24 protein-coding genes, 1 tRNA gene and 1 pseudogene are annotated in these 24,456 nt (G+C 56.2%); 6 read left to right on the top strand and 20 right to left on the bottom strand.

Annotated features, from left to right (window positions below; all coding sequences use genetic code 11):
- Positions 1 to 5: 5 nt before the first annotated feature.
- The 3 genes from CGLAMM_RS08360 to CGLAMM_RS08350 are packed head-to-tail and all read right to left on the bottom strand — an operon-like array spanning position 6 to position 2,243.
- A complete protein-coding gene (locus CGLAMM_RS08360; protein ID WP_418115590.1) occupies positions 6 to 1,010 on the bottom strand; it encodes an NAD-dependent epimerase/dehydratase family protein in 1,005 nt (334 codons plus the stop codon).
- Positions 1,007 to 1,549, bottom strand: coding sequence for a DUF192 domain-containing protein (locus CGLAMM_RS08355; RefSeq protein WP_394818615.1), 543 nt, complete (start codon positions 1,547 to 1,549; stop codon positions 1,007 to 1,009). Before CGLAMM_RS08355 ends, CGLAMM_RS08360 begins: the two co-directional genes overlap by 4 nt.
- 28 nt (positions 1,550 to 1,577) lie before the next feature.
- Entirely contained in the window at positions 1,578 to 2,243 is a 666-nt protein-coding gene (locus CGLAMM_RS08350) for an MBL fold metallo-hydrolase (protein WP_394818616.1), read from the bottom strand.
- 182 nt (positions 2,244 to 2,425) lie between these two features.
- Between CGLAMM_RS08350 and CGLAMM_RS08345 the strand changes: the two genes are divergently transcribed.
- A complete protein-coding gene (locus tag CGLAMM_RS08345) occupies positions 2,426 to 2,776 on the top strand; it encodes a RidA family protein (RefSeq protein WP_394818617.1) in 351 nt (116 codons plus the stop codon).
- A 261-nt stretch (positions 2,777 to 3,037) separates the two neighbouring features.
- Entirely contained in the window at positions 3,038 to 3,661 is a 624-nt protein-coding gene (locus tag CGLAMM_RS08340; protein ID WP_418115642.1) for a CHAP domain-containing protein, read from the top strand.
- Between the two features lie 84 nt (positions 3,662 to 3,745).
- Here the strand turns inward: CGLAMM_RS08340 and CGLAMM_RS08335 are convergent, their stop codons facing one another.
- The 12 genes and pseudogenes from CGLAMM_RS08335 to lgt all read right to left on the bottom strand — a co-directional run bounded on the left by CGLAMM_RS08335 (position 3,746) and on the right by lgt (position 13,488).
- Complete coding sequence (locus CGLAMM_RS08335) at positions 3,746 to 4,204, bottom strand: 23S rRNA (pseudouridine(1915)-N(3))-methyltransferase RlmH (protein WP_394818619.1); 459 nt, start codon at positions 4,202 to 4,204, stop codon at positions 3,746 to 3,748.
- Between the two features lie 5 nt (positions 4,205 to 4,209).
- On the bottom strand, positions 4,210 to 4,659 hold the full coding sequence (gene rsfS / locus CGLAMM_RS08330; RefSeq protein WP_394819069.1) for a ribosome silencing factor: 450 nt from the start codon (positions 4,657 to 4,659) through the stop codon (positions 4,210 to 4,212).
- A 126-nt stretch (positions 4,660 to 4,785) separates the two neighbouring features.
- A pseudogene (locus CGLAMM_RS08325) lies at positions 4,786 to 5,403 on the bottom strand (nicotinate-nucleotide adenylyltransferase); the annotation flags it as partial.
- Positions 5,384 to 6,640, bottom strand: coding sequence for a glutamate-5-semialdehyde dehydrogenase (locus tag CGLAMM_RS08320; RefSeq protein WP_394818620.1), 1,257 nt, complete (start codon positions 6,638 to 6,640; stop codon positions 5,384 to 5,386). The pseudogene CGLAMM_RS08325 and the gene CGLAMM_RS08320, both read right to left, overlap by 20 nt.
- A 99-nt stretch (positions 6,641 to 6,739) precedes the next feature.
- Positions 6,740 to 7,834, bottom strand: coding sequence for a redox-regulated ATPase YchF (ychF, locus tag CGLAMM_RS08315; RefSeq protein ID WP_394818621.1), 1,095 nt, complete (start codon positions 7,832 to 7,834; stop codon positions 6,740 to 6,742).
- The gene (pth, locus tag CGLAMM_RS08310; RefSeq protein ID WP_394818622.1) at positions 7,824 to 8,411 is read right to left on the bottom strand and encodes an aminoacyl-tRNA hydrolase; all 588 of its coding nucleotides are present in this window, start codon (positions 8,409 to 8,411) and stop codon (positions 7,824 to 7,826) included. The genes ychF and pth overlap by 11 nt, the downstream gene beginning before the upstream one ends.
- Before the next feature lie 18 nt (positions 8,412 to 8,429).
- A complete protein-coding gene (locus CGLAMM_RS08305; RefSeq protein WP_394818623.1) occupies positions 8,430 to 9,065 on the bottom strand; it encodes a 50S ribosomal protein L25/general stress protein Ctc in 636 nt (211 codons plus the stop codon).
- A 179-nt stretch (positions 9,066 to 9,244) separates the two neighbouring features.
- The gene (locus tag CGLAMM_RS08300) at positions 9,245 to 9,844 is read right to left on the bottom strand and encodes a histidine phosphatase family protein (RefSeq protein WP_418115585.1); all 600 of its coding nucleotides are present in this window, start codon (positions 9,842 to 9,844) and stop codon (positions 9,245 to 9,247) included.
- Between the two features lie 10 nt (positions 9,845 to 9,854).
- Positions 9,855 to 10,787, bottom strand: coding sequence for a ribose-phosphate pyrophosphokinase (locus tag CGLAMM_RS08295; protein WP_394818624.1), 933 nt, complete (start codon positions 10,785 to 10,787; stop codon positions 9,855 to 9,857).
- 151 nt (positions 10,788 to 10,938) lie between these two features.
- Entirely contained in the window at positions 10,939 to 11,862 is a 924-nt protein-coding gene (locus CGLAMM_RS08290; RefSeq protein ID WP_394818625.1) for a hypothetical protein, read from the bottom strand.
- Positions 11,859 to 12,653 carry a peptidoglycan editing factor PgeF gene (pgeF, locus tag CGLAMM_RS08285; protein ID WP_394818626.1) on the bottom strand — a complete coding sequence of 265 codons (795 nt, stop codon included), beginning with the start codon at positions 12,651 to 12,653 and terminating at the stop codon, positions 11,859 to 11,861. Before pgeF ends, CGLAMM_RS08290 begins: the two co-directional genes overlap by 4 nt.
- On the bottom strand, positions 12,646 to 13,488 hold the full coding sequence (lgt, locus tag CGLAMM_RS08280; protein WP_394818627.1) for a prolipoprotein diacylglyceryl transferase: 843 nt from the start codon (positions 13,486 to 13,488) through the stop codon (positions 12,646 to 12,648). Before lgt ends, pgeF begins: the two co-directional genes overlap by 8 nt.
- Positions 13,489 to 13,736: 248 nt before the next feature.
- On the opposite strand from lgt, the gene CGLAMM_RS08275 reads away from it, so the two are divergent.
- From CGLAMM_RS08275 to CGLAMM_RS08260, 4 genes are all read left to right on the top strand, one after another.
- Positions 13,737 to 14,033 carry an accessory factor UbiK family protein gene (locus tag CGLAMM_RS08275; RefSeq protein WP_394818628.1) on the top strand — a complete coding sequence of 99 codons (297 nt, stop codon included), beginning with the start codon at positions 13,737 to 13,739 and terminating at the stop codon, positions 14,031 to 14,033.
- A 46-nt stretch (positions 14,034 to 14,079) separates the two neighbouring features.
- Complete coding sequence (locus CGLAMM_RS08270) at positions 14,080 to 14,898, top strand: pyrroline-5-carboxylate reductase family protein (protein ID WP_394818629.1); 819 nt, start codon at positions 14,080 to 14,082, stop codon at positions 14,896 to 14,898.
- A 56-nt stretch (positions 14,899 to 14,954) separates the two neighbouring features.
- Positions 14,955 to 15,590, top strand: a complete 636-nt coding sequence (locus CGLAMM_RS08265) for a TetR family transcriptional regulator (RefSeq protein ID WP_394818630.1) — start codon at positions 14,955 to 14,957, stop codon at positions 15,588 to 15,590.
- Positions 15,591 to 15,634: 44 nt separating this feature from the next.
- A tRNA-Gln gene (locus tag CGLAMM_RS08260) sits at positions 15,635 to 15,709 on the top strand.
- Between the two features lie 45 nt (positions 15,710 to 15,754).
- Here CGLAMM_RS08260 and CGLAMM_RS08255 read toward each other — a convergent pair.
- From CGLAMM_RS08255 to CGLAMM_RS08235, 5 genes are all read right to left on the bottom strand, one after another.
- Positions 15,755 to 17,146 carry a DUF2142 domain-containing protein gene (locus CGLAMM_RS08255; protein ID WP_394818631.1) on the bottom strand — a complete coding sequence of 464 codons (1,392 nt, stop codon included), beginning with the start codon at positions 17,144 to 17,146 and terminating at the stop codon, positions 15,755 to 15,757.
- The gene (locus CGLAMM_RS08250) at positions 17,143 to 19,677 is read right to left on the bottom strand and encodes a glycosyltransferase (protein ID WP_418115582.1); all 2,535 of its coding nucleotides are present in this window, start codon (positions 19,675 to 19,677) and stop codon (positions 17,143 to 17,145) included. The genes CGLAMM_RS08255 and CGLAMM_RS08250 overlap by 4 nt, the downstream gene beginning before the upstream one ends.
- Before the next feature lie 282 nt (positions 19,678 to 19,959).
- Positions 19,960 to 21,408, bottom strand: coding sequence for a beta strand repeat-containing protein (locus CGLAMM_RS08245; protein ID WP_394818633.1), 1,449 nt, complete (start codon positions 21,406 to 21,408; stop codon positions 19,960 to 19,962).
- A gap of 384 nt (positions 21,409 to 21,792) precedes the next feature.
- On the bottom strand, positions 21,793 to 23,826 hold the full coding sequence (locus CGLAMM_RS08240; RefSeq protein ID WP_418115580.1) for an NAD(+) synthase: 2,034 nt from the start codon (positions 23,824 to 23,826) through the stop codon (positions 21,793 to 21,795).
- A 108-nt stretch (positions 23,827 to 23,934) separates the two neighbouring features.
- Positions 23,935 to 24,456, bottom strand: a complete 522-nt coding sequence (locus CGLAMM_RS08235) for a disulfide bond formation protein B (RefSeq protein WP_418115578.1) — start codon at positions 24,454 to 24,456, stop codon at positions 23,935 to 23,937.

Below are 24,456 nucleotides of genomic sequence, written 5' to 3'. Positions count from 1 at the left end.
CAACCTCACCGCGTTTTGCGAAATGCACCGTCCGATCCATGATATTCCTTGAACCATGTCGCGAATATTTTGAGCCCATCTTTCAGGGAGGTCTTCGGTCGCCAACCGAGGACTTCACCCACATAGTCGAGCGATGCCCAGGTTGACAGGACATCCGTCTTCGGAAGGGGCGATAAGGATATATGGGCTGGTTTACCAAGGCATTCTGCCAGAAGCGCCACCATGTCACGCACGGGCGTCGGCTGGTCACCACCTAGATTGAAGATGCGCGCCGCGCCTGCCTTGCCTGGATGGTCCATTGCCGCGACAACGCCATGAATAATATCATCAATAAAAGTGAAATCGCGCGCCAACCCCTCAGCGTCATAAAGCCGAACCGGCATGCCTGATAAAATCGCCTGTGCAAATTGGTAATACGCCATATCCGGCCGCCCCCAGGGTCCGTAAACCGTGAAAAAGCGAAGGCCCGTCTGCGGAAATCCGTAAAGATGCGCGTAAGCCTCCGAAATCAGCTCATCCGCTCTCTTTGTCGCGGCGTAAACGGAGCTGGGCCGATTGACCGCATCTGTTTCCCTGAAGGGAAGATTCGTATTCAGACCGTAAACGGAGGAAGAAGAAGCGTATACGAAATTCTGCAATGCCGGCATGGTGCGCGCGCATTCAAGCATCGTGACATGCCCCTGCACATTGGACGCGACATAACGCGCCGGCGCCGCCAGGGAATGACGGACACCTGCCTGCGCGGCAAGATGGACAATATGCGTTATATCCTGATGCGGCTTTAACGCGGATGAGATGGCTTCAGAATCAGCGAGGTCCCGCTGATAAAACGTAAACGCCCGGCTTTGATGTAACTGCGTAAGGCGCGCTTCCTTCAAGGTGACGTCATAATAATCATTGATGTTGTCAATCCCAATCACGCGGTCTCCGCGCGCCAGGAGGAAGCGCGCAAGGTGGAAACCGATAAACCCGGCAACGCCGGTAAGGATGACGACTTTTTGAGAATTCAAGGCGTCTGACCTTTGAAGCCATTATAAGCCAGTTTATCACCCACTCGAATGCCGTATTTCGCCGTTGTCATGGCGGGAAGCTCCAGCACAGCGACCGAGGCGCCATGCCCCCAGATCAGCGCTTCACTCAGGGGCACGGTGTTTTCAGCGATTGCGGCAATTTTATGCGACGCGTCGATAAAAACAATATCGAGGGGAATGTAGGTATTGCGCATCCACATGATTGAATTGCGAGGCGCGGGCCAGATAAACAACATGCCATGATCAGCAGCCAGGCTTTTGCGGAACATGAGCCCCCGCGCCTGATCCGATGATTTCACCGCAACCTCGACGGTAAATCGATGGGTAACGCCATCCCGCGAGGTGATTGTCAGGCTCTGCGTCGGCAAAGGGTGGGTTTCGCCATCCTCACTGATTGATGGCGCGTCATGGGGAAGGGCCTCAGCGCATGTCGCCGATTGCGACAGCGTGATCTGCACCGTGAAGGCGATGGCGATTCCGTAGAATAGCGTCCGGGACGATTGAAGGAGTTTGCGCATTCATGGCCTTTCAAATGTTCGTGACGCGTTATTTGAGGTAGTCGTTATACTGCTTCTCAACGTGGATGAAACTCGGCAATCCGTGCCCAGGCATGATTTTATAGCGGTCAGGCAGGGACATGATTTTCTCTTTAATACCTGAAATGAGGAGATCATAATCGCCATAAGCAAAGTCGGTCCGCCCCACCACGCCGCGAAACAACGTGTCTCCCGTCATGACGACTTCTTCCGTCTCATCAATCAGGATGATATGGCCCGGCGTATGACCGGGGACGTGCCGGACACGTATGACGCGCCCCAATAAATTCAGCACGTCGCCTTCTTCAAGAAAACGATCCGGTATGACCGGCCCTGTCTCAAACCCTGACGCGTCGACCAGAAAAGCCGCAAGCTGCTCCGCCATCGTATTGAGAAGAAAAACATCATCCTTATGTGGCCCGTAGACCGGCACATGCGGCTGCCCCTTCTGGGCGAGACGGGCCTTGAGGGTATTGACACCGCCAGCATGGTCAAAATGTCCATGCGTCAGCAGGATGGCCTCAACACGCGCATCGCCCAGCACCTGCATGACGAGATCAATATCGCCACCAGGGTCGATCACGACAGCCTCCTGGCGGGTGGGTATGGCTTCTTTTTTCCAGAAAATGGCGCAGTTCTGCCGGACCGGGGTGACCCTCACGATCTGCATGGGCATTTCAGTGTCTCTCCTTGTCCAGACTGACCATCTTGACGGGAAGCGATAACGCGGCGTTTCCGCGCTGGCAAGCGACATGGGTGCTTGACCCTGAGGTCCGTGACCGGCAAAATTACACCTTGTGCGTCAGCAAGCTGTAAAACGCCATGACCACCTGTTACAGAATCGTAAGGATACGATAAATGAGTCGCATATTGAGGTCCGACCCGACACCCAGTCTCTCTAAAGCTGTCGAATATCATGGGTTTATTTTTACGCAAGGTGTCGTTTCGAGTGATCTTGCGGGTGACATTACTGCGCAAACTCAAAATATTTTCATGCAACTTGATGCATTGCTCGAGCGTCATGGCACTGACAACACACGTATTCTGCAAGCACAGATCTGGTTAAAAAACATTGAGGACCGCGCAAAATTCAATTCTATCTGGGAAAATTGGCTGCCAGAAGGCCAGGCGCCCGCACGTGCCTGCGTGCAGGCTGTGCTCGCCGATCCCCGAATGCTCGTTGAAGTCATGCTGGTCACGACAAAATAACGCCGGCCCCTCCCTGCTATGCACCAAAATTTTTTTGGAAGAATCGCACAGGAAAATGGGCGCGAAAGCTTGTCAGATTGCCGGTTTACAGTTACTTCCTTGCAACAGGTGATGGTATCAGAAAGATGGGAAGCCGTTCGTGAATAAAAAACTCCGCCCAGCGCGCCCGACTAATCGACTTTATCTAACGTGCCTTTCCGCCTTATCGCTCCTGGCCGCAAATATTTTCGGTGCCGCTGACGCTTCCGCCCGCTCGAAGACATCTTCCCGCCATGGCAAGGCTTCAGCATCTCATCACGCGCGCAGCCATCACGTGACGCGCCTGGCGCATCACCGTATCCGTCACAGATACCGGGGGGACGCGTTATTCAATGCGTCGCCTATGCGAAAACGGCCTCTAATGTTCACCTGCATGGCAATGCGCGGGATTGGTGGCGGAATGCAGCGGGGATTTACGCCCGTGGCGCAGCGCCTGAGGCGGGCGCCGTCCTCAATTTCCGCCCGATCCGCCGGATGCCCCTGGGCCATGTGGCGGTCGTGCGCCAGCTCGTCAATGACCGCACCATCATTATTGACCAATCTCACTGGGGACAACGCGGCGTCGCGCGGAATACACGGGTGATCGACGTCTCGCCGAATAATGACTGGAGCGCGGTGCGCGTTGCCATTAATGGCCACCCTGAAAGCTTCGGCAGTATTTACCCGACTTACGGATTTATCTATGAGCGCCCGGACCAAGGCATGATGCTCGCGCATGAAGACAGCTCCAGTGCGGCGCGCAAGTCGGCCGTCGCTCCCAGAATCTCTTCCTTGCGGAACACCGAGGTCGCACAAGTGCCTGAGACGGCGTTCAGCGTCGATGGACCGGAGCATCGCTTGCAATAAGCTGCCCCGCACCCTTTTCCCAACGATGCAAAACGCCACGGTGTCCATCACGCCGTGGCGTTTTGCTTTAAACGGATGATAGTTTCAGGGACGTGTGGCGCGATGGTAGGGATGCCCGCTTGAGATTGATCGCGCCCGGTAGAGCTGCTCAGCCAACATGCAACGCACCATCATGTGCGGCCATGTCATCCGACCGAACGAAATTTTAAGAGCGCATTCATCGAGAGCTGCTTGGTCCAGACCTTCCGCGCCGCCGATCAGAAAAGCGACACCCTTGCCATGAGACAATATTTTATCAATGGCCGCGGCAAAGCCAATACTGTCGAAGACAGTGCCCCCTTCATCCAGAGCGACGCGTTGATAATTCCCGCGCGTCGCATGAAGCAGAGCTGAACCCTCCTGACGCCGTTTTTCCGTAAGTGCGCCCCGCGCTTCCGAAAGTTCCGTGATCTCAAGCCGGGGACGGATACGCGTCCGGTATCGCGTCACAAGCTCACGTTCCGGCCCCTGACGCATTTTACCAATAGCGGCGATCAGTAACATCGGATTCAGTTTTCGGTATCGTCATCCAGCTCCGGCGCCCACATCTTCTCAAGAGCGTAATGCTGGCGCGCTTCGGTTTTGAAAAGATGGACAACGATATCCCCGGCATCAAGCAGGACCCAGTCCGAGCCCCCTTCCCCTTCAATCCAGACGCGCTTGACGCCGGCTTCTTTAAGTTTTTTCTCAATATGCTCCGCCATAGCGGCAATCTGACGATCCGCCAGGCCCGTTGCGATCACCATCTTGTCCGCGAAGCTGGCGCGCCCGATAAGATTAATGACGGTAATATCCTCCGCCTTGTCCGCCATGAGGCTTTCACGGATGACATCCATCAGAATATTGGTGTCGACCTCCGGCACGGCGGAGCGGGATCTCGCTTTTTTTTCCGGTCCGGCTGAAACGCGCTTTTTCCGGCTTGTTTTGTCGGCGACCTGACGCGCATCCGTCGTCGCGATGTGAAGAGAAGCTTCGTCCTGAGGCTCATGAGAGGGAAGAGACGCGGCGTTCTTCAACCGCGGGGAAGGTTTGGTAGGGATGGGTTCATACTCCAGTCGGTAATAGGTCGATAATGTCCCATTGCGGGACGCTGACCGACGCAGATCGGTCGAAGATATACCGCTATGCGGCGTCATAAGGAAAGCCCACCCCGGCGCACCCAGCTGCGCCAGGATCGGCGCACAGCGCGCCTGCTTGCGTAAACGTCTTAACCTTTGCGCCGTTTTGCCAAAAAGGGCACCGCGCGTCTGTCCTGGTCGGGGCACGACAGCAACGGCCACCATCTGGATGATTTCCTGCCAGTGATTCCAACGTGTCAGGGAGGCGAAACTATCTGCACCCATGATCCAGACAAAGGAGATATGCGGAAAACGCCGGCGCAACATGGTTAATGTCGCGGCGGTAAACTTCGTGCCCAGCCGCGCTTCAATATCCGTTGCTATGATGCGCCTTCCGTCAGAGATGCGCCGTGCGGAACGCAATCGAGCCTCAAATGCCGCCGAGCCCTGAAGTTTCTTGAAAGGGTTGCCCGGCGTAACCAGCAGCCACACCTGGTCAAGTTTCAGGTGCTTGAGAGCATAGGCGGCGAGGCGCTGATGGCCCTCATGAGCGGGGTCAAAACTGCCGCCCAACAGGCCGACCGTCATACGCCGTCCATCCCCGAAAACGGGGAAAGCGCCGACATCAGGGGCGCGTTTGGCCATCGCCCCGAACTTCGTAACGATAAGTGGTCAATTGCGCGACACCGACCGGGCCACGCGCATGGAGCCGCCCCGTGGAGATACCGATTTCGCCACCGAACCCGAACTCGCCACCATCACAGAATTGCGTCGAGGCATTCCACATCACGACGGCACTCGGCACACCGCGCATGAAGGATTCCGCCGCCGCCTCATTTTCCGTGATAATCGCCTCTGTATGTCCACTCCCGTAACGCCTGATGTGCGCGCATGCCCCTTCGACACCATCCACAATGGCGATGGAAAGTTCAGCATCGAGCCACTCCGTTGCGAAGTCGCTCTCCGAAGCAGGGTCAAGTGTCGGCAGGATGGCGCGGGCCGCCGCATCCCCTCGGCAGTGACAGCCCAAAGCGTGGAGATCCGTGACGAGAACGGGCAGAAACGTCGGCGCGATGGCGCGATCCAGCAGTAAGGTTTCCGTCGCCCCGCAAATGCCGGGCCGCCGCATTTTGGCATTGGCAGTGACAGCGCGCGCCATTTCAAGCCGGGCATCCTGATGCACGAAGCTATGACACAGCCCCTCCGCATGAGCCAGAACCGGCACACGGGATTCCTGCATGACGCGCGTCACCAGAGATTTACCTCCGCGCGGGATCAGCAAGTCAATCTGCCCCTGCGCGTGCAGCATCTCTGTCACGCGGGCACGATCCGTATCCGGCACGGATTGCACTGTGGCGCCCGGCAGGCCCGCATGGCGCAGGCCCTGTTGAACGGCGCGCATCAGGCTTTGCGTGGAATGAAAACTCTCCGAACCGCCACGCAATATGATCGCATTGCCCGATTTGATGCATAAAGCCGCCGCGTCCACCCCGACATTCGGGCGGCTCTCAAAAATCATCCCGATCACACCGATCGGGGTGGAAACCTGCCGGATGACGAGCCCGTTGGGCCGCGTCCATTCCTGCATCACCTTGCCCACCGGGTCAGGAAGTGCGGCGATGCGTTCAACGGCTTCGGCCATGTCTTGCAGGCGCTGGGAAGTGAGGGTCAGGCGATCCAGAAAGGCGGCATTGCCCTCGGCGTGGGCAAGGTCAAGCTTATTGGCCTCGAGGATCTCCGCCTCATGCTTCCGCAACGCGGAAGCGATCTCCATCAATGCTTCATGACGTTGCGCGGCTGAACTGACGGAAATGACATCATATGCCGCGCGCGCCGCTGTCATAAGCGCGGTAAGATCCCGTATAGAAGCGTCTTCCAGCATCAGCCGAACCTTCTGAAATGCAACGTTCTCAGCATCCTCGAAACATGCGGAGTTTGCAATCCCGTTCCGGTCACCACGCTGATATTGGGGCGGTGCGCGTCATACATTGAAGCGAAAGAGAAGGACATCGCCGTCTTTAACGACATAATCCTTGCCTTCGATGCGTAATTTACCGGCTTCCTTGGCACCGGCCTCGCCTTTGAACGTCACATAATCGTCGTAGCTGACGGTTTCACAGGCGATGAAACCACGCTCAAAATCATTATGAATGACGGCAGCCGCCTGCGGTGCTTTCGTGCCCGCGACGATGGTCCAGGCGCGTGTTTCCTTCGGGCCGACGGTGAAATAAGTTTGTAAGCCGAGGAGTTGATATCCCGCAGCAATGACCCGGTCCAGGCCCGAATTTTTCAGGCCGAGACCTTCAAGAAATTCGCCACGTTCCTCCGCCGCGAGCTGACTGACTTCGGCCTCAATGGCGGCAGAAACCATCACCATGGCCCCACCTTCCGCCGCCACACGAGCCGCAATTTTATCAGAGAAGGCATTGCCCGTTGCCGCATGGTCCTCATCGACATTGCAGACATACAGGACGGGTTTCGTCGTCATCAGCTGAAGGCGACGCGCCGTTTCCTCCTCCCCCTCCGGGATAGCGGTGCGCGCAGGGCGGCCTTCACGCAGTGCCGTCAGGATAGGCTGCATGACGGCGAGAAGCTGCTGGGCTTCACGATCATTGCCGCGCGCGCGCTTATGCAAAACGGGTTCCCGCTTCTCCAGCGATTCCATATCGGCGAGCATCAATTCAAGCTCGATAATCTCCGCATCCCGCTCGGGATCGACGGAACCTTCCACATGGGTGATGTCGCCATCTTCAAAACAGCGCAGCACATGAATGATCGCATCGACTTCCCGAATATTGGCGAGAAACTGGTTGCCCAGCCCCTCCCCCTTCGAAGCGCCACGCACAAGCCCGGCAATATCGACAAATTCTAAACTTGTTGGCAGGGTGCGTTGAGAGTTGCCGATTCGCGCCAGAATTTCGAGCCGCGGGTCCGGCACAGCCACGCGCCCCACATTCGGCTCAATCGTGCAGAAAGGGTAATTGGCCGCCTGCGCCGCGACAGTTTCTGTCAACGCGTTGAACAATGTCGATTTACCAACATTTGGCAGGCCAACAATACCGCAATTAAAGCCCATGAGTGGCCTCCCTGACCAGAAGGGTCGTTTTTGTCATAAATTCTTCCGGCTGACTGTCCGCCAATAAGGGGCAGGCTGCGGCGATGGAATCGAGGTAAGCGGTCAGGAAGGGCGTTTCTGCCTTACTGAAATCACCCAGCACGTAACCATGCACCCGGTCCCGGTGGCCCGGATGCCCGATCCCGAGGCGCACACGCCAGTAGGATGCGGAATCCAGATGCTGGTCGAGGGAGCGCAACCCGTTATGGCCCGCAGCGCCCCCGCCTTTTTTGACGCGTGTTTTACAGAATGCCAGATCCAGCTCGTCATGAAACACAGTGATGTGGTCGAGGGCGAGCTTGTAGAAATGAACGAGTTTCTGAACGCTCTCACCAGAGCGGTTCATATACGTCATCGGTTTGAGGAGGAGGATCTTATGCCCATCAATCACGCCTTCAGCGGTCAGCCCGCCGAGGCGGGCCCGCCAGGGCGAGAAGCCATAGCGACGGGCCACCTCATCGACCGCCATGAAACCGATATTATGGCGCTGACGCTGCATTGAGGGCTCGGGATTTCCGAGCCCCACCCAGAGAAGCATAAGCGCCCCCTCGTCAGTTTACTTCTTTTTATCGTCGGCGGCCTCGGCCTCAGCCTTCGCTGCGGCTTCTGCCTCCATTTCCGCATCCACAGTCGGTGGCGCGATGGTGACGATCACAACATGAGAAACCTGCCCGACAGGTGTCACGTTTTCCGTGCCTTTCAGGTCAGCCCAGCGAATCGTGTCATGAATATCGAGGCCGGACAGGTCAGCCGTGAAGCTGGACGGGATCTTATCCGCATCGGCCAGGACTTCCACCGAGTGACGCACGATATTGAGCACACCGCCGCGCTTGATACCGGGGGCGGATTCCTCATTTTCAACATGGATCGCGATTGTGACGTGGACTTTCTCACCCGCGGCGAGACGCTGGAAGTCGACATGAATCGGCACATCCGTCACCGGATGAAGCTGGACATCGCGCATAATGGCGCGCACCGGGCCGCCCTTCAGCTCAAGCGAGAACAAGCGTGAGCGCCAGCCATTACGGTGCATTTCACGCATGATGACGCGCGGATCAATCTCGATCAGCGTCGGCTCCTGCTTGCCACCGTAAACAACGCCGGGCACCATCCCGGACCGTCTCGTTGCGCGCGCTGCCCCCTTACCAGCCTTCGCACGCGTCGAGACCTCTAGTGACGTCATGTCAACCACGTTAAAACTCCTTGCAGATAGACGAAGATCAGGCCTCCAGGGGTGCCGGATCCGAACCGGCGACTTACCCGAAAACCCGCATCCTTGCAAGTTTTACCCGCCCGGCGATAATATGCTCATGCCCGCGCCCTGTCGCACACTCGTGGATAACGCGGCGCCTGGCTGGTTGCATCGTGACCTCAGCCCGTGATCTCATAAGGCGTCAGGGACCACGCACCCGCGTCAAAAGCGCAATAAATCGGGGTTGCGTTGGGCAGGCGCACATTGACAGGCAGGTTCATCGCCGCCCGTATCGCACGGAAAAGCGCGCCATGGGCGACGATGAGCGGTAAGCCTCCATGCGGCTGTTCCAGCGCGCGATTCACAGCGGAAATAGCGCGGCTTTTAAGATCGTCAAAAGGTTCACATCCTTTGGGCAGGTAAGTCCCGGCAATCCAGGGGTCATACCAGTCTCCCATGGGATGACCCTCTTTTTCCCCGAAGGAGACTTCGAGCAGATCATCATCATCGGAGAGGGGCACGGCTTTACCTTGCACCGATTCCAGCGCGGTTTGCGCTGCGCGTGCCGTTTCCCTGGCGCGCCCTAAAGGGGACGTGACGATATGGGTGATGGGTTTCGCACCGCGATCCCAGCATTTTTTCAGCTCTTCTCCCGCCGCGACCGCCTGTTGACGCCCCACCGCATTGAGGGGGATGTCACTGCGCCCCTGGGACAGGTTCCGGGCGTTCCAATCCGTCTGACCGTGGCGCAGATACCAGAAGGGCTGTGGGAGAATCATGCATCAATCCTCAATGAAACAGGGAGGAGACTGAACTCTCCTCAGATACGGCCTTCATCGCGTCAGCGAGAAGGTTCGCCGTGCTGATCTGCCGGATATTCGGTGCGGCGATCGTGGCTTCGGTGGCCGGTATTGTATCGGTGATCGTCAGCATTTTTAAGGGCGATTTTTCAATGCGGGCCACGGCGTCATTCGTCAGAACGCCGTGCGTGACATAAGCCTCGACACCGGCCGCGCCGCAGTTCATTAAAGCTTCCGCCGCGTTGCAGAGTGACCCGCCGCTATCGGCAATATCATCGACCAGAATACAATAGCGCCCCGTCACTTTACCAATGACATTCATCACTTCAGAGACACCTGGCTGCTCACGCCTCTTATCGATGATCGCCAGATCCGTCGCGAGACGTTCCGCCAATTGCCGCGCGCGGACCACGCCACCCACATCGGGTGACACGACCATCAGTTTTTCATTGGCATGACGTGCCTGAATATCCCGCGTGAAAAGCGGCGCGGCATAAAGATTATCGACCGGGATGTCGAAGAAGCCCTGTATCTGCATGGCGTGAAGGTCAATCGTCAGAATACGGTGCGCCCCGGCTTCCACCAGAAGGTTCGCGACAAGCTTGGCGCTGATGGGCGTGCGGGGGCCGGACTTACGATCCTGCCGCGCATAGCCGAAATAAGGCATGACCGCCGTCACCCGCCGTGCAGAGCCGCGACGCAGCGCATCGAGCATAATCAGTAATTCCATCAGATTGTCATTTGTCGGCGCACATGTGCTTTGAATGACGAAAACATCTTCGCCGCGAACATTTTCCCTGATTTCAACGAAAACTTCCGCGTCCGCGAATCTGCGGACGGAAACTTCGCAGAGTTTCATATTCAACTTCTGCGCGACGGCAGAAGCGAGCGGGAGGTTACTGTTACAGGCGACAATCTTCATCGAAAGACGACTCCGGTTGGAGAAGGCGGGAATGCGGGCTTCTAACAATGCTGGGCATTCATGTCACCCGAATGACGTAAACCGAAGCAACTTCGATAAATTTCTCGCCTCATGCGTGTCCTGACTGCACCGATTTCGCGGGGGCGTCATGTCAATGCGCATCTTTCGGCAATGGTTGATTATTCCGCCCGGAATAGGCGGAAATGATCTGCCGCACGGCGCCAGCCGCCTCCTGCGCGGCCGCAAGGGCAACATCCCCCCAGGCATGGTCAAGCGAGCCGGAAGGGACATCATGGAGTTGCGTCGCCGCCCCGGCTTCCTTCCCGGCTTTGTCACGCACATGCCATATGATTTCGATATGCTGGCTTGATTTGCCCGTGGTGCCTTTCGGGCCGTCCGTCATTTTAACGCGCCCGTCCACAATAAAGTCAGCGGTCTCCTTTTTATTCGTGATCTGATTAAATTGATCGGGCAAGGATGTCATGAAAGCACGCGACAAGGAGATATCGCCGTCGCCCGGCGCGCCCTGCACACCGAGGAACTGGATTTTCGCAGCACGGCGCTTGAGGCTGTTCGGGTCCGCCATCATGGCTTCTGCCTTGATCCCGGTGAGGAGGCTGGCGATACGCGGGGCAGCCTCCATCGTGAATTGCCGGCGCGCGGCTTCCGACAGGCTCTTCCATTGCGACTCATTTATGGCGGGGCCATCAATATGCCCCCTTGCCTTCCCGTCCGGCGCAATGATGGTGAAACGCGACACTATCCCCGCCTGCGTCTTTTCAGGCACGACTTTCAGCCACCAATCACCCTGACTGGTCATTTTCGTCACGGCGGGCAGGGATTGTGAAACGAGGGCCTGCGTCATGACACGCGCGAAATCGGTAGATGATTTCCGGTCGGCGAAGAGCTTATCCGGCGGCGGCACCGCCAGGCGCGGCGGCGGAAGGTTGGCGACCAGCCGCTTCCCTTCCCGGCCCGGGTCGAAAAAAGGTTTGGGCACGGTAACGCAGGCAGCAAGACCTGTCATCAACGCGATCCCGAAAAATGCGCGGAGAGCGCGTTTGCCTGGCATCATATTTTTTTTCCTGCCTTGATTGCCGAAATCTGGCGCCCTGTATGCGTGTGACCGCCAAGCGTCATGCGGCGATGGCTGAAGAAACGACGTGAGTCACTGAGCGTGTCCAGTCTGATCTGCGAAATATGGCGCAATCCGGCGTGGCGGAGGCGAAGGGCGCAATAGCCGCCAAGGTCAAAAAGATAGGCACCAGCCCGCTCAGCATTCATGAAAAAAGCGCGCGCCTTGTCATCCTGCGCCAGCACTTCAGTGCGCATATCCTCTTCAACCTCATAGCGTCTCTGGCTGATACACGGGCCGATGACAGCCGTCAGCTCCTGCGCACCGAGGGTCTGCATTGTCCAGATCGTATTTTCGATAACGCCACGCATGGCGCCGCGCCACCCCGCATGAATGGCCGCCACAATATCGCCCGACGCGTCGGAAATCAGGATGGGTCCGCAATCCGCCGTCTGCACGCCGATCGCGATGTCACGGCACGTTGAGACGATGGCGTCGGCCGGATCGGCGCTGGAGGATCGCTGAAGGTCCGTCGGATTTTGCAGCGTCAGCACGTCAGAACCATGGACCTGATGCACCGTGACGAGATTTTGAGCAGGAACGCCCATGAAATTCGCGACCCGCTCCCGATTGACCGCAACATTCTCCGCACGGTCACCGACGGAGGTCGAAATATTCAGACAATCATAAGGGGGTGTGGAAACGCCGCCCTGGCGAGTAAAAAACCCATGCACAATATCCGGCAAAGCCTGGGCCTGTAAGACATATTGCGGCGAGAGGACTTTAACCATGATCGGCGCCCCCCGCCATCATGGAAGTCTCACGCGGGTGCCGCATGGCGTACATCATGAGGCCGATCCCGGCAACGGCCATGGGTATGGAGAGAACCTGCCCCATGGTCACTCCGAAAGGCAGATAACCGATGAAGGCATCCGGCTCCCGGAATAGTTCGCAGAAACTGCGCGCCACCGCGTAACCGAGGAGGAAAAGACCTGACAGAAAACCAAATCGCGCCCGCACCCAAGGGTTTTGAACCGCCCAGAGCATCACGGCGAGGAGGATCACCCCTTCCGTCAGCGCCTCATATAGCTCAGACGGGTGGCGCGGCAGGGGACCCGCATCCGGAAAAATCATGGCCCAGGGAAGGTAATGCGCCGCGGGACGCCCCCAAAGCTCACCATTGATAAAGTTGGCGCAACGTCCCAATCCGAGGCCGATCGGCACAACGGGCACGATGCGGTCCGAAAATGCCAGAAAATTCAGGCCATTCCGCCAGGAGAAAATGGCCAGTGTCAAAATGACGCCCAGCGCGCCCCCATGAAACGACATGCCGCCATTCCACACCTGCAGGATCGCCGCCGGGTGGGTCAGATAATATCCCGGCTGGTAGAACAGCACGTAGCCGAGGCGACCGCCCAGAACGACGCCGATCATGGCCCAGAAGACGAAATCATCCATCTGCTCCCGCGTCGCGGATTGGGGTGGGAGGGCTGCAAGGTGAGTCGCAATCTTCCAGCCGATATAGATGGAGACGATGTAGGCCAGCGCATACCAATGCACGCTGAGGGGCCCCAAATTAAAAGCGACCGGGTCAATTTGCGGAAAATGCAGGGCGCTTTCAGTCATCAGTATTTCCGATCATGAGAGATGGCATCAAGGCAGAGGAGATTGATTGCATGATGTCGGCCCCTGATGCAATCTCGCCTGGACATTGAACTCACGCAGCCAACGCGCTAAACGACCGGCAGGCTCAAGCGTTGACCTGTTTTCGGTCGCGAAGCGGGCACATCGTGCTTCCGCAAGGCGGGTCGCGATCCGCAGGCCGCTTCGCCTTACGTAACGGGCGCGCAGAACGCGCAGCGCAGGAGAGTATCATGAGAGACCGCCCCAGAATATTTGACGATATGTCCGGCCTTGCCGGCGGCGCCTTCTCCGCCCTGACGGGTTTGCGGGAGGAGCTCAAGGCGCTTGTGCAGAACCGCGTCGATGAGTTTCTCGCCCGGCTGGAAGTCGTGCGGCGAGAGGAATTTGACGCCATGGTGCAGATGGCGAGCCACAGCCGCATGGAGACGGAGCGCCTGGCCCGGCAGGTCAAGCTACTGGAAGAACGCCTGAAGGCAGCAGAACCACATGGCTCTGCCCCATCAAAGAAAAAACCGGCATCACCCTGATAACGCTGCCGCCTCCCGCCTGCCCCTCCCTGGAAGAGCCCGTCTTATGCCGTCAAAACAACTTCCCTCGATTCTTCTCATCGGATGCGGGCATATGGGGGGCGCCCTCTGGCGGGGGTGGCTGCGACACGGTATCGCGCCTTCCATCATCGTGGATCGCCACCTTGAGACGGTTCCCGCAGGTCATCATATTTGCCGTAAAGCGTCCGATATACCGTCAGAATTCAAGCCGGACTATATCATCCTCGCCGTGAAACCTGCGCGGATGGAGGACACGCTCAGAGAGATTGCGCCATGGGTCGGTGACGCTGCCATCATCTCTGTCCTTGCCGGTCGCAATATCGACGACCTGCGCAAGGCCCTGCCCCCATCGGCGCGCGGAAATCCCATCATTCGCGCCATGCCGAACACGCCGAGTGAAATCGGCCAGGGTGTGACTGGCGCATACGGGGTGGGGTTGTCGGATGCGCAGCGCGGGATCTGCGATGCGATGCTCGCGACGGTTGGTGTTGTTCTGTGGCTTGATCGGGAGGATGAAATTGAGATCCTGACCCCTCTTTCCGGTTCAGGCCCCGCATATGTCTTTCTCTTCGCGGAATTACTTGAGCAGGAGGCGGTGGCGCGAGGATTGGCGCCAAAGGCGGCCCGCATTCTGGCCCGGCACACTGTGGCAGGGGCCGGTGCCCTCCTCGCAACATCCGAGGAAGACAGTGCGACACTGCGCCGCAACGTCACAAGCCCTCATGGCGTTACACAGGCAGCTTTAAACGTCTTCATGCGCGACCATCAGGGGATGAAGCAACTTGTCACCGAAGCTATCGCGGCTGGGCTTCAGCGAACGAAAGAGCTTTCCAGGTCCGCCTGACCCCAACGTCGCGACCGCGCCCGATGACAGCCGACATGCAAGATAGGATGAAGAGATTGACGGCAACGCACCACCGCCCCGATGACATCGAGAAAAAGATCCTCCGCGCCATGATGACGCGCGCCGCAGAGCAGGGCTGGGCCCACGCATCCGTCTACCAGGCTGCGGAAGAGGCCGGTGTCGCCTTGAATGAGGCGCGACGGCGCTTTCCCAACAAGAACAAGGTTTTGATCTATCTGGGTCACTATGCGGATCAGCTCGTTTTAGGGCATCACGCCAGCGGCACCCCGCGGGAGCGTCTGTTTGACCTCATGATGCGGCGTCTAGACGGGTTTCAGGAGTACCGCGAGGGCGTCCGCGCCGTGTTGCGGCACATCCCTTTCGACCCGAAGCTCGGCCTGATGCTGGCCATCATGACGGAAGGGTCGATGGAATGGATGGCGGAAGCTGCGGGGATGGATGTCAGTGGCTGGATGGGAAAGCTCCGCCTCAAATCGCTTCTGGCCCTGTGGGGATATCTTATCCGCATCTGGGAGCGTGACGATAGTGAGGACCTGGCCGAGACCATGTCCGGACTGGATAAAGCGCTCGACCGGGCCGAGCGGATTGGATTGCTGAGATCAGCGACATCTCACTTTAATGATGAGGCGCCGGCGTCCTTTTCCGAAAATCTCGACCGGCAGGCGAAATAGAGGCTTTACCTCCGGGCCGTCTCAAAGTAGAAACGCGCCGAGATTGGGGTGTAGCCAAGTGGTAAGGCAGCGGATTTTGATTCCGCCATGCGGAGGTTCGAATCCTCCCACCCCAGCCAGATCCTCTAGACAAGGAAATCCGGGTTGCGCGCGGCCTCGCCCCATTAGGGCCAGTAACGCACGTTCAGAGACCACGCCATGGTCACCACGCTGGACAAGGCATATCCGATTGTGACGACATTCCAGAGGCGATAGGTGGCAGGACGGGTGGCGATCAAAGCCGGGTCAGGCCGCATCGCGACGATCAGGAAAGCCGCCACGGGTATAAAATATCGCCCCTGTAATCCGATGATTTCATCCTGACCGACGATTGTCCATATGACGTAAAGCGATATGCAGACAAGTATCGTCGCACAGATTACCACGGTCAGCGTCATCACGACGCGTCGCGTCTCCCACGCGGACTGTCGGATTTTCGGCAGGTAGAATGCGAGCAGGATGAGGGCGAATATCACGGAAGCAACATAGAAAGCGCGCGGCAGAAATGTATCAAGCCAACCGAGGACACCGATGAATTGCTCGCTTAAATGCTGGCCTTGCAGATGAAATGTGCGCAGCATGGTGCCGGGGAACTGAAGGGGATGGTGCAGCAAATATTGTATCTGGCCGTGCTCGGACTTGCCGTCGACCGATTCATAGGCCGCCTTACCCCATCTTATACCGGTCAATGCCCAACCGATTGACACGATAAACGGGATGGCAAGCGAGACAAGCCAGCGCCAGAACCAGATGAGCGGCGTTGTCAGAACAGGTAAAATGGCGAAGACCAGCATGGGCGGTTTGCCGACAAACGCAATAAAGCAGAACCCGACTCCCCAGATGAGCGCCCAGCTGGGCGGCGCTCCATCCCCTTGACGCGTCAGAAGCGCCGCAGCCAGAAAGGCGGCTGAGATCAGCAGGGCATCCTGTGAGCAGCTCCCGAAAAGATGCAGGGTCATGGGCATGGAGGCCAGCGCGACGAGGAAGAGAGCCCCCCTGCGGCAGAGCGCGATCGCCAAGGACGTAAGCGTGACGGCGAGAAGACCTGTCAAAGCCCGCGCCAGCATGAAGGTGGTGAACACCGAAAAATGGAAAGCTCTGCCAAGCCAGATGCCGACCACCACGCCGGGATAGGACCAGGGAGGATTAACGGCCGTATTGGCGATACCATAATATTTAACGGGACCACCCCAGCCATTTTGTTTAACGAAAGCCAGCCTCCCAGCTGTAACACGTTGATCGGCATGGAAGTTAACATCGTCATAGGCGTGAAGCACCCGCATCATGTCAGCCGGGAAATAACCGCCTGAATCATTCGGCGCCACTCTTTTACTGTAGAAATGGCCTTCCGAGATTTGAAGCGCCCTTGCGAAGTGATTGGGCTCGTCCGGGATTTCGCTGATCGGCGTGAACCAGATATTACTTAAAACCGCGCTTAAACCGATAATCAGGTAGATGATAGCGGTCTTTCGACAATTATGGAGCAATGGCCATGAAGCGCTCAGACTGCCTTTCATAATGAGGCACAATTTCTGTAAATCCTGGCAATCTCATCCGCCTGGTCTTCAAGCGTCATCAGGTCACCTTTAAGAGGATTGACGTAGAAATCAAAACGTCCGGGATTGTCGATCAGATTTTGCATCGCGACCATGAGAGGCTTTGGATTTTCACCCATGGAAATGAGATTGCCATTGACACCTTCCACGATCGGTTCGCTTTGTCCCCCCGGCATTGTTGCGATGACCCAGACATCTCGCGCCAGTGCCTCGCGCACGGTGAGCCCGAAACTTTCCTCCCATTGTGAGGGAAACAGCAGGACGTCTATCTCGTCGAAAAAATCATCAATATTTTCGGTTCTGTATCCGGGAACAACAGTGATTTCTCCGCTACTTTTGAAATCACTATCGCGAATACTGGTCAATCCAAGGTTGGAGCTGCTATCGACAATACGGCACGACCAGTTTGATGATTCGAGACCATCCAACGCGGCTCTAAGCACTCCCCAGCCTTTTGCAGGGGCGATGCCGCCTACATAGCCCATCCGCAGGGGACTTCCTATTTTGCGAGGACGATGCGGCCTTTTAGGGGGGAAAAATCCATTATTATTGACGATGATTTTTTCCGGCGAAATGCCGTTCCGCACATAAGCGCGCTTATGAGACTCAGACGGCGCGAGAAGCGCTGCCGCATGTGTTAGTATGTCATAAGACAAACCGCGCCGCGCCGCTGAGAAAGAATCGACGCGTGAAAGGGGCGGCGTCCTTCCCGCCTGTTTGAGATCATACTGTCCATGATCATCGGTGATGAAGAGATTTTCAGAGATCCACCAGCAATCATGCAGCGTGATGATGTAAGGAATCTTGCGAGCGCGACACTGCATGGCGAGGTCCATCCCCATTGTCTGGATCGCGTGCAGATGCACGATATCGGCTGACCAGGCATCGAGCCATTGCCCGAATATCTCGCCCGTTTTCGTATTGGACGTCCAGAGACATGGCTCAATGGGCGCAGCGATAATGGGCATCCCGTCAAAATCATAGCGAATGGCGTGATGATCATCGTTGCTCGCGTCAGCCTTTGTCGTGAACATACTGAGGTCGAAGCCGCGGTCCTTTAATAATGGTTGCAAGGCTTCAACCAGAAGAGCGGCCCCGCCGAAAGATTGCGGCGCGTAATAAACGCTCGCGGAAAGCACCCGCAATTTTTCCTTTAAGAAAGTCGGGGGCTTACCGAATAATTCGAGCACCTGGTGGCTGATAATATTTTCGGACGAGAATCTCGTTTCCACGGTCTGGCGTGCTGCTGCCCCCATCTTAATCCGCTTCTCAGGGTCCGCGCATAGCATCATGATTGCGCGATACCAGGCTTCCTCTGTATCGGCGATGAGGCCATTCACGTCATTCTCCATCACGTCGCAAATGGTTTGCGATGGGGAACAGATGACTGGTACGGATAAAATGCCCGCTTCCATGAACTTGATCACGCTTTTACAATCATTGAAGCGCGATTTTTCCAGAGGCGCGATTGTGAAATCAGCCGCGCTGAGGTGACGCAGATATTGCTCGAATGACGTTTCCCGTGAATGGCGGAAACGGTCTTCGTAACGATGGAGCGCGGTTGACGGCACAAGATTCCCAACGAGGTGCAGGTGTAATCGAGGCTCATCCGCCATCGCGCGCAGGATCGCGCCTTCAGCCTCTCGAAAATCAACATTTCGCGCACGGCTGCCCGTACCGAAGCAGAGCCATATTGGTCCTGTTTCTGAAGATTTTACCGGGGGCTTGGCCGCGATTTCTCTCGCGACTTCCATCGTTTCGTGATCAAGCGCGTTCTCAATGACGTGGACCGATTCCACCCCGGCCTCGACCATAGATTCGGCGAGGGCACGTGTGGATGCGATACCACGACCCGCATAAGTAAGGCTTGCGCGATGGCGATCCGCCTCTTCAAAGTAAAAGGCGCGCTCCAGATAGGAGATCGTTTCGAGATTGCCGTTTTCTTCATAACTTTGGCGATCAAAAATCAGGTCATCAACTTCCCAATATGTCGGAATGCCCAGATGCTTCGCCAATTTCATGGCGCGCTCAATGCGAGGCGACAATGTCAGGCGGTAAAATACCGCGATCGTCGCTGACAATATCGGGGTGAGGAGATCACGCTCCCGAAATGGGTCGATGACGAGGACTTTCCAGCCGATCGTCTCAAGATGCTCTTTTCTTTGCGTCACACGATATTTCGTGCAAGCACTAATACCCTGATCAGCGATAATGACAATAAAAGGTTTGACGAGACCGGGATTTGGCGTGACATCCCGGCGGTAAACCTCTGCACATTTCTCATAATGACGCGTTTGTACAAAATGGCGACCGCCCGTTTTGGCCAATAGCACTGAGCGCTCCCAGTTCTGACGCAGCCATTGGAAGCATGTTTTAGCGCCGTGCTCCCGCAGAATGGCGCTGGCATGTTGGAGGAATTTCGACGCGACGTCCCGCTTCACCCCATTTGAGAGGAGGGTTTTGGCGAAACGAAGCGGCCAGGTGAGGCGCATCGATATTGAGTTATAAACGCATTCCTGATGATGCCTGAGGTCCGCAACCTCAACCGTCAATCGATATATGTCATTTCGGAGAACGGTTTCCTCGTCACTACTTCCGTTAAGAACGCGAGGAATGTCTTTATCAATTATGTCGAGCAAGTTGGACCCCAATGCTTTCTTCGCACAAAGGAGTGTATAACGAAGATAGGCAAGTGGAAATACGGTATTTGGTAAAAAAAAGCCTCGAAAACAATGGTTTCCGAGGCGTTAAAAGTTATAAAAACTTATTAAAGTTTAACTAATGTCGAAAATCGAAGCATTGAGATGCGTAATACCAACGAAAGTCACGGTCATATTGTTGTCGAGAGTAATCGTCGTATTGTTACCATTAACTACAGCTGTGTCGAGAAGCTTCTGGACGGCCTGCGCCGCATTCGCCGGCTTGTAATTATACATGAAGAACTTGTTACCAGCATTGGACATGAAGTCCTCGATAGTAATGTGCCCGCCAGAATGTCCCTTAAGAACACCAAAATCATTGAGACCCTGACCAGACCGAACAGTTGCGAAACTGTCACCGCTCGTCCCCTGGAAGGCCGTGCCGAAGACGAAGTGGTTGAAGCCCGAACCACCAATAAGTGTCTGGCTGCCAGGACCTGTCCAGAACTCGACTTTGCCAGTCGAATTGGACGCATTGACATTCTGATCACCGACAGAGCCAGGCTGGTTTGTGGTGTAGATCAGATATTTATCCGCGGACAATGATAGATTGAGCCCCGACGCGCCCCAAACCGTCCCATACTGAGTCGTGACGCTGGTATTGCCCGTTCCGTTAATGAAGCTGAGTGCGCCATTGACACTGATCGTGTGGTTAGAGCCCTGAGCCAGGTAGAGATCGCCTGCCGCAGAAATCGTGTCGCCCGAACCACCAATGATTGAGCCTGACGCCCCGGAGAAGGTAATCGTCGAGTTGATGGCACTATCAACTGTGCTCGCATTACCAACGTTGATTGTGCTTCCGACAGTAACGCTGGCATCCGTGTGGACGAAGGAATTTGTTGCGAGGTTAAGATTGGTATTGCCACTATAGACGGTGACGTTTGCGCGCCCGCCAATCGTGCCATCGACCGTATCCGTCCCGTAAAGACTGACGTTATTCGTACCTTTGCCGAGGCGTATTGTATTATTGCCAACACCCGTCTGGATCTCGTTATTGCCATCCGAGGTGTAAATCTGATTGCTGCCCTGCCCGGTCACGATCGTCCAGTTACCGGTCGTCCCCGTCGCCCTGAAAGCATTATCCCCCGTCGTCGCGACAAAAGAGCCGTTATAATTGCCCGCCGTAAAGTCAACACCCGCCAGGTCACCCGACAAGACGGAGAGGAAGGCCGAGTTTATATTGATGGCGTTGACAGTAACACGCTGATTGAGCTGCGGATCGACGGGCGTATCAGCCGAAACAGATGCATTTACGCCCGTGCCGATAACGAGGTGGGTGTAGTCTCCCGAAACAGTGTAACCGCCACCCGCGGAAATAACGCCCTGAGCCACGGTGATCGGCTGAGAAGGCACTTGACCAATATTATCGCCTGACGTCGTGAAGTCGTCCGACGTGAATTTACCATCGGTATAAGCCGTCAAAATCTGCTGCGCATAGTCCTGGGCAAGGGTTTGCGCCCGCCCACCGTCGACAGTTACCTGAACCGCCCCGCCTGAAGACCCGACAACTGTTACAACGGCCATACCCGTATCCTCATTCAAGTTATCCCGCCGTTGAGCTCGGCGGCGTTGTTGCGACCTCTGTTCTACTACTTCAAGTTACAGCTAAACTAAAAGTTAATTCACTGTCAAACTAAAACGCACAGTCAAAAAGGTAAAACTTAAAGTTTCTTTTCCGCTGCACCTTATCTTGACTCGACAAATACGTATGGCCGAACCAACAACCGCGAATGACACAGCTTAAAAATGGTTAACGCGAATACACAGACTTAAACGGACAGCAACCCTCTATCCGCGCTGTTAAGGCGCGAAACCATTGCTATCCGAAATATGTTTTTAACCATTTAGACCAACTCCAGCAAGAAAATTCTGTCTGAATCACAAGTTTTTTATTAAATTCGTCATTTTTTAGGGAACTTTCCCGAAAAGCTCGTTCAACCATAGTTGCGCTTGCGAATCGGAAGGCATCCGCCAATCTCCTCGAGGGGAGAGCGCGCCGCCGGGACTGATTTTCGGCCCGTTCGGCATAGCGGAGCGTTTAAATTGACTGAAACTAAAGAATCTTTTTAGAAATACTTCCAACCATCTCCTGATATCAGCCAAAGTATAACATAACTTTCTTCCCTCCGGGTAGTTCGCAGGCCATTGGCCATGTGACGGGTCCAACCATGCGTGCATTGCGAGAAATGCGATTTTTGACGGTTTCAGACCGTATCGCAGCGTAAAATACAAAAAGAAATCCTGCAGGTCGTAAGGCCCCACAATGTCCTCAGTTCGCTGCACGCGACCATTTTGCGCCGGTATAAGCTCAGGCGAGATGTCTGCGTCGATAATCATCCGGATAATCGGTGCTGCCGCTGCTGAAGGAAGTTCCTCGGCCGCCAACCAGCGTAATACATGTTGAATCAAGGTCTTCGGCATCCCGCTATTGACATTGTAATGCGACATCTGGTCACCGACGCCATAGGTGCACCAGCCCAGCGCCAACTCTGATAAATCGCCTGTGCCGATAACGATTCCGCCAACCTGATTGGCGATGCGAAACAGGTAATCCGTCCGCAGGCCAGCCTGAACATTTTCGAACGTCGTATCGAAAATATCCTCCCCCCGCGCATGAGGGTGGTTCAGATCGCTCAGCATACGCGTCGCAGCGGGGCGGATATCCAGTTCACGCGGTTCAATATCCAGCGCGCGCATTAATTCCACGGCCAATGTTTTGCTGGCGTCGCCTGTGGCGAAACCCGGCATAGTGTAAGCGTGCATCGACTCCGCGGGCCAATCCATCTGCTGGGCGACACGGCGGCAGACAAGCAGCGCGAGGGTCGAGTCGAGCCCTCCTGACACGCCGATAACCATCCTGGTGACGCCACTGGCGCGAAGACGCTGAACCAGGCCCGTGACCTGTATCGTCCAGGCCTCGAAACAATCCTGAGCGAGGCGGGATGCATTATCCGGGAGGAAGGGGAATCGCGGAACCTCCCGCTTCAGACCGACATCGCCGCGCGGCGGTTCCGTATGGAGCGCGATGTCACGCCAGCTTCGGGCCGCGTGACCTGCATCACTCGCCTCAACACTCTGTCGCCTGAGGCGCTCCTGCACAATGCGCTCAAGATCGATATCAGCATGAACGATCTTCGCGCCGGAAGGGAATCGCTCCGATTGCGCGAGGATCTCACCCTTTTCATAAATGGAGACCTGCCCGTCCCAGGAAAGGTCCGTCGTTGATTCCCCCTCCCCCGCGGCGGCATAAAGATAAGCGGAAATTGTTTTAAGTGATGCCGCCCGACAGAGGAGATCTCTCGTCTCCGACTTTCCAATGGTTATGCTGCTGGCTGATAGATTTGCCATGACCGTTACGCCCGCGCGCGTCAGGTGAATATGAGGCGAGTTTGCAACCCATAAATCTTCGCAGATTTCCACGCCGAGGATGAAATCAGCGATGTCCCTGAATCTGAAAATCAGATCGCAGCCAAAAGGCACTTCGTCACCCGCGACGGAAATCATCGCGCCATTTATCCCTGAGCCGGCGGAGAAGTGACGGCTCTCATAGAATTCCGCATATTCGGGTAGATGCGCTTTCGGCACCACGCCGCAGATCCGGCCGCCCTGGATCACGACCGCACAATTATAAAGTCCGTTTCGGAAACGCAGCGCAGCACCGACGATCAGCGTGATCTGCATAGAGCGCGTCTTATGGGCAAGTGCCCGGATCGCCTCATGGGTCGCGTCGATCACAACCGCTTGATGGCGAAGATCCTCCAGACTATAACCTGTCAGACAAAGCTCAGGAAAAACGGCGAGGACACTGCCTTCCTTCTCACATTGTGCTGCGATTGCGGCGATGATTTCCGCATTTTGAGAGGGTACGGCGAGTTGGACGGGAAAAGTGCAAACACTGACCCGCGCCATTCCGTGACTGTAGATTGAATAAAAATCTTCCATAATATCAACACCCTTCAAACGGCTCGGCAGAGATGACGTTGCACGTTTGAAGGATATATCACAAATCGGCAGCGGGCCTGGGCGCCCGCAATGCCTCCCTACCGCATCTTATCTGAAAGAAGCACTATGGCGAAATCGTTTCCGCGGTGTCGTGAAATAAGCGTGCGCCCAATAGATCAGGGCGATCATCACAATGATGGAAACGACCCCACCCATCAGGGCCATCGAAAATGGCAGATGAAACAGATAGGTTGGCGCGTCACAGGGTTTGACGGGGCGCAGGGGCATGGCCGCCAAATGCTGTGAAAAACTACCACCTTTAAAAACGGGCGCATGACAGGCGGGAAAGGGGCTCTCCCACCATTTCTGCTCAACCCCGATATTAATGGCGGAAAGCACGACCCCGACAAATGTGACGGGAATCGCCAGGACATTCGAGATGGCGCCGACACGTCCGCTGACCAGCAGCGCCACTGCACCGAGGAAAAAGGTGATCTTCCACGGTATGCGTTCCAGCAGGCACAGTTCACAGGGGGGCAGCCCCAGGATGCGCTCCGCGAACCACGCCGTAGCGAGAGCAAGAATACTGAGCAGGAAAAGAAAACCTCCACAGGCCCGGACGGACATCAT

Source organism: Sorlinia euscelidii, assembly GCF_036452135.1.
GTDB lineage: Bacteria > Pseudomonadota > Alphaproteobacteria > Acetobacterales > Acetobacteraceae > Sorlinia > Sorlinia euscelidii.
This window is presented reverse-complemented; position numbering and strand designations above follow the sequence as displayed.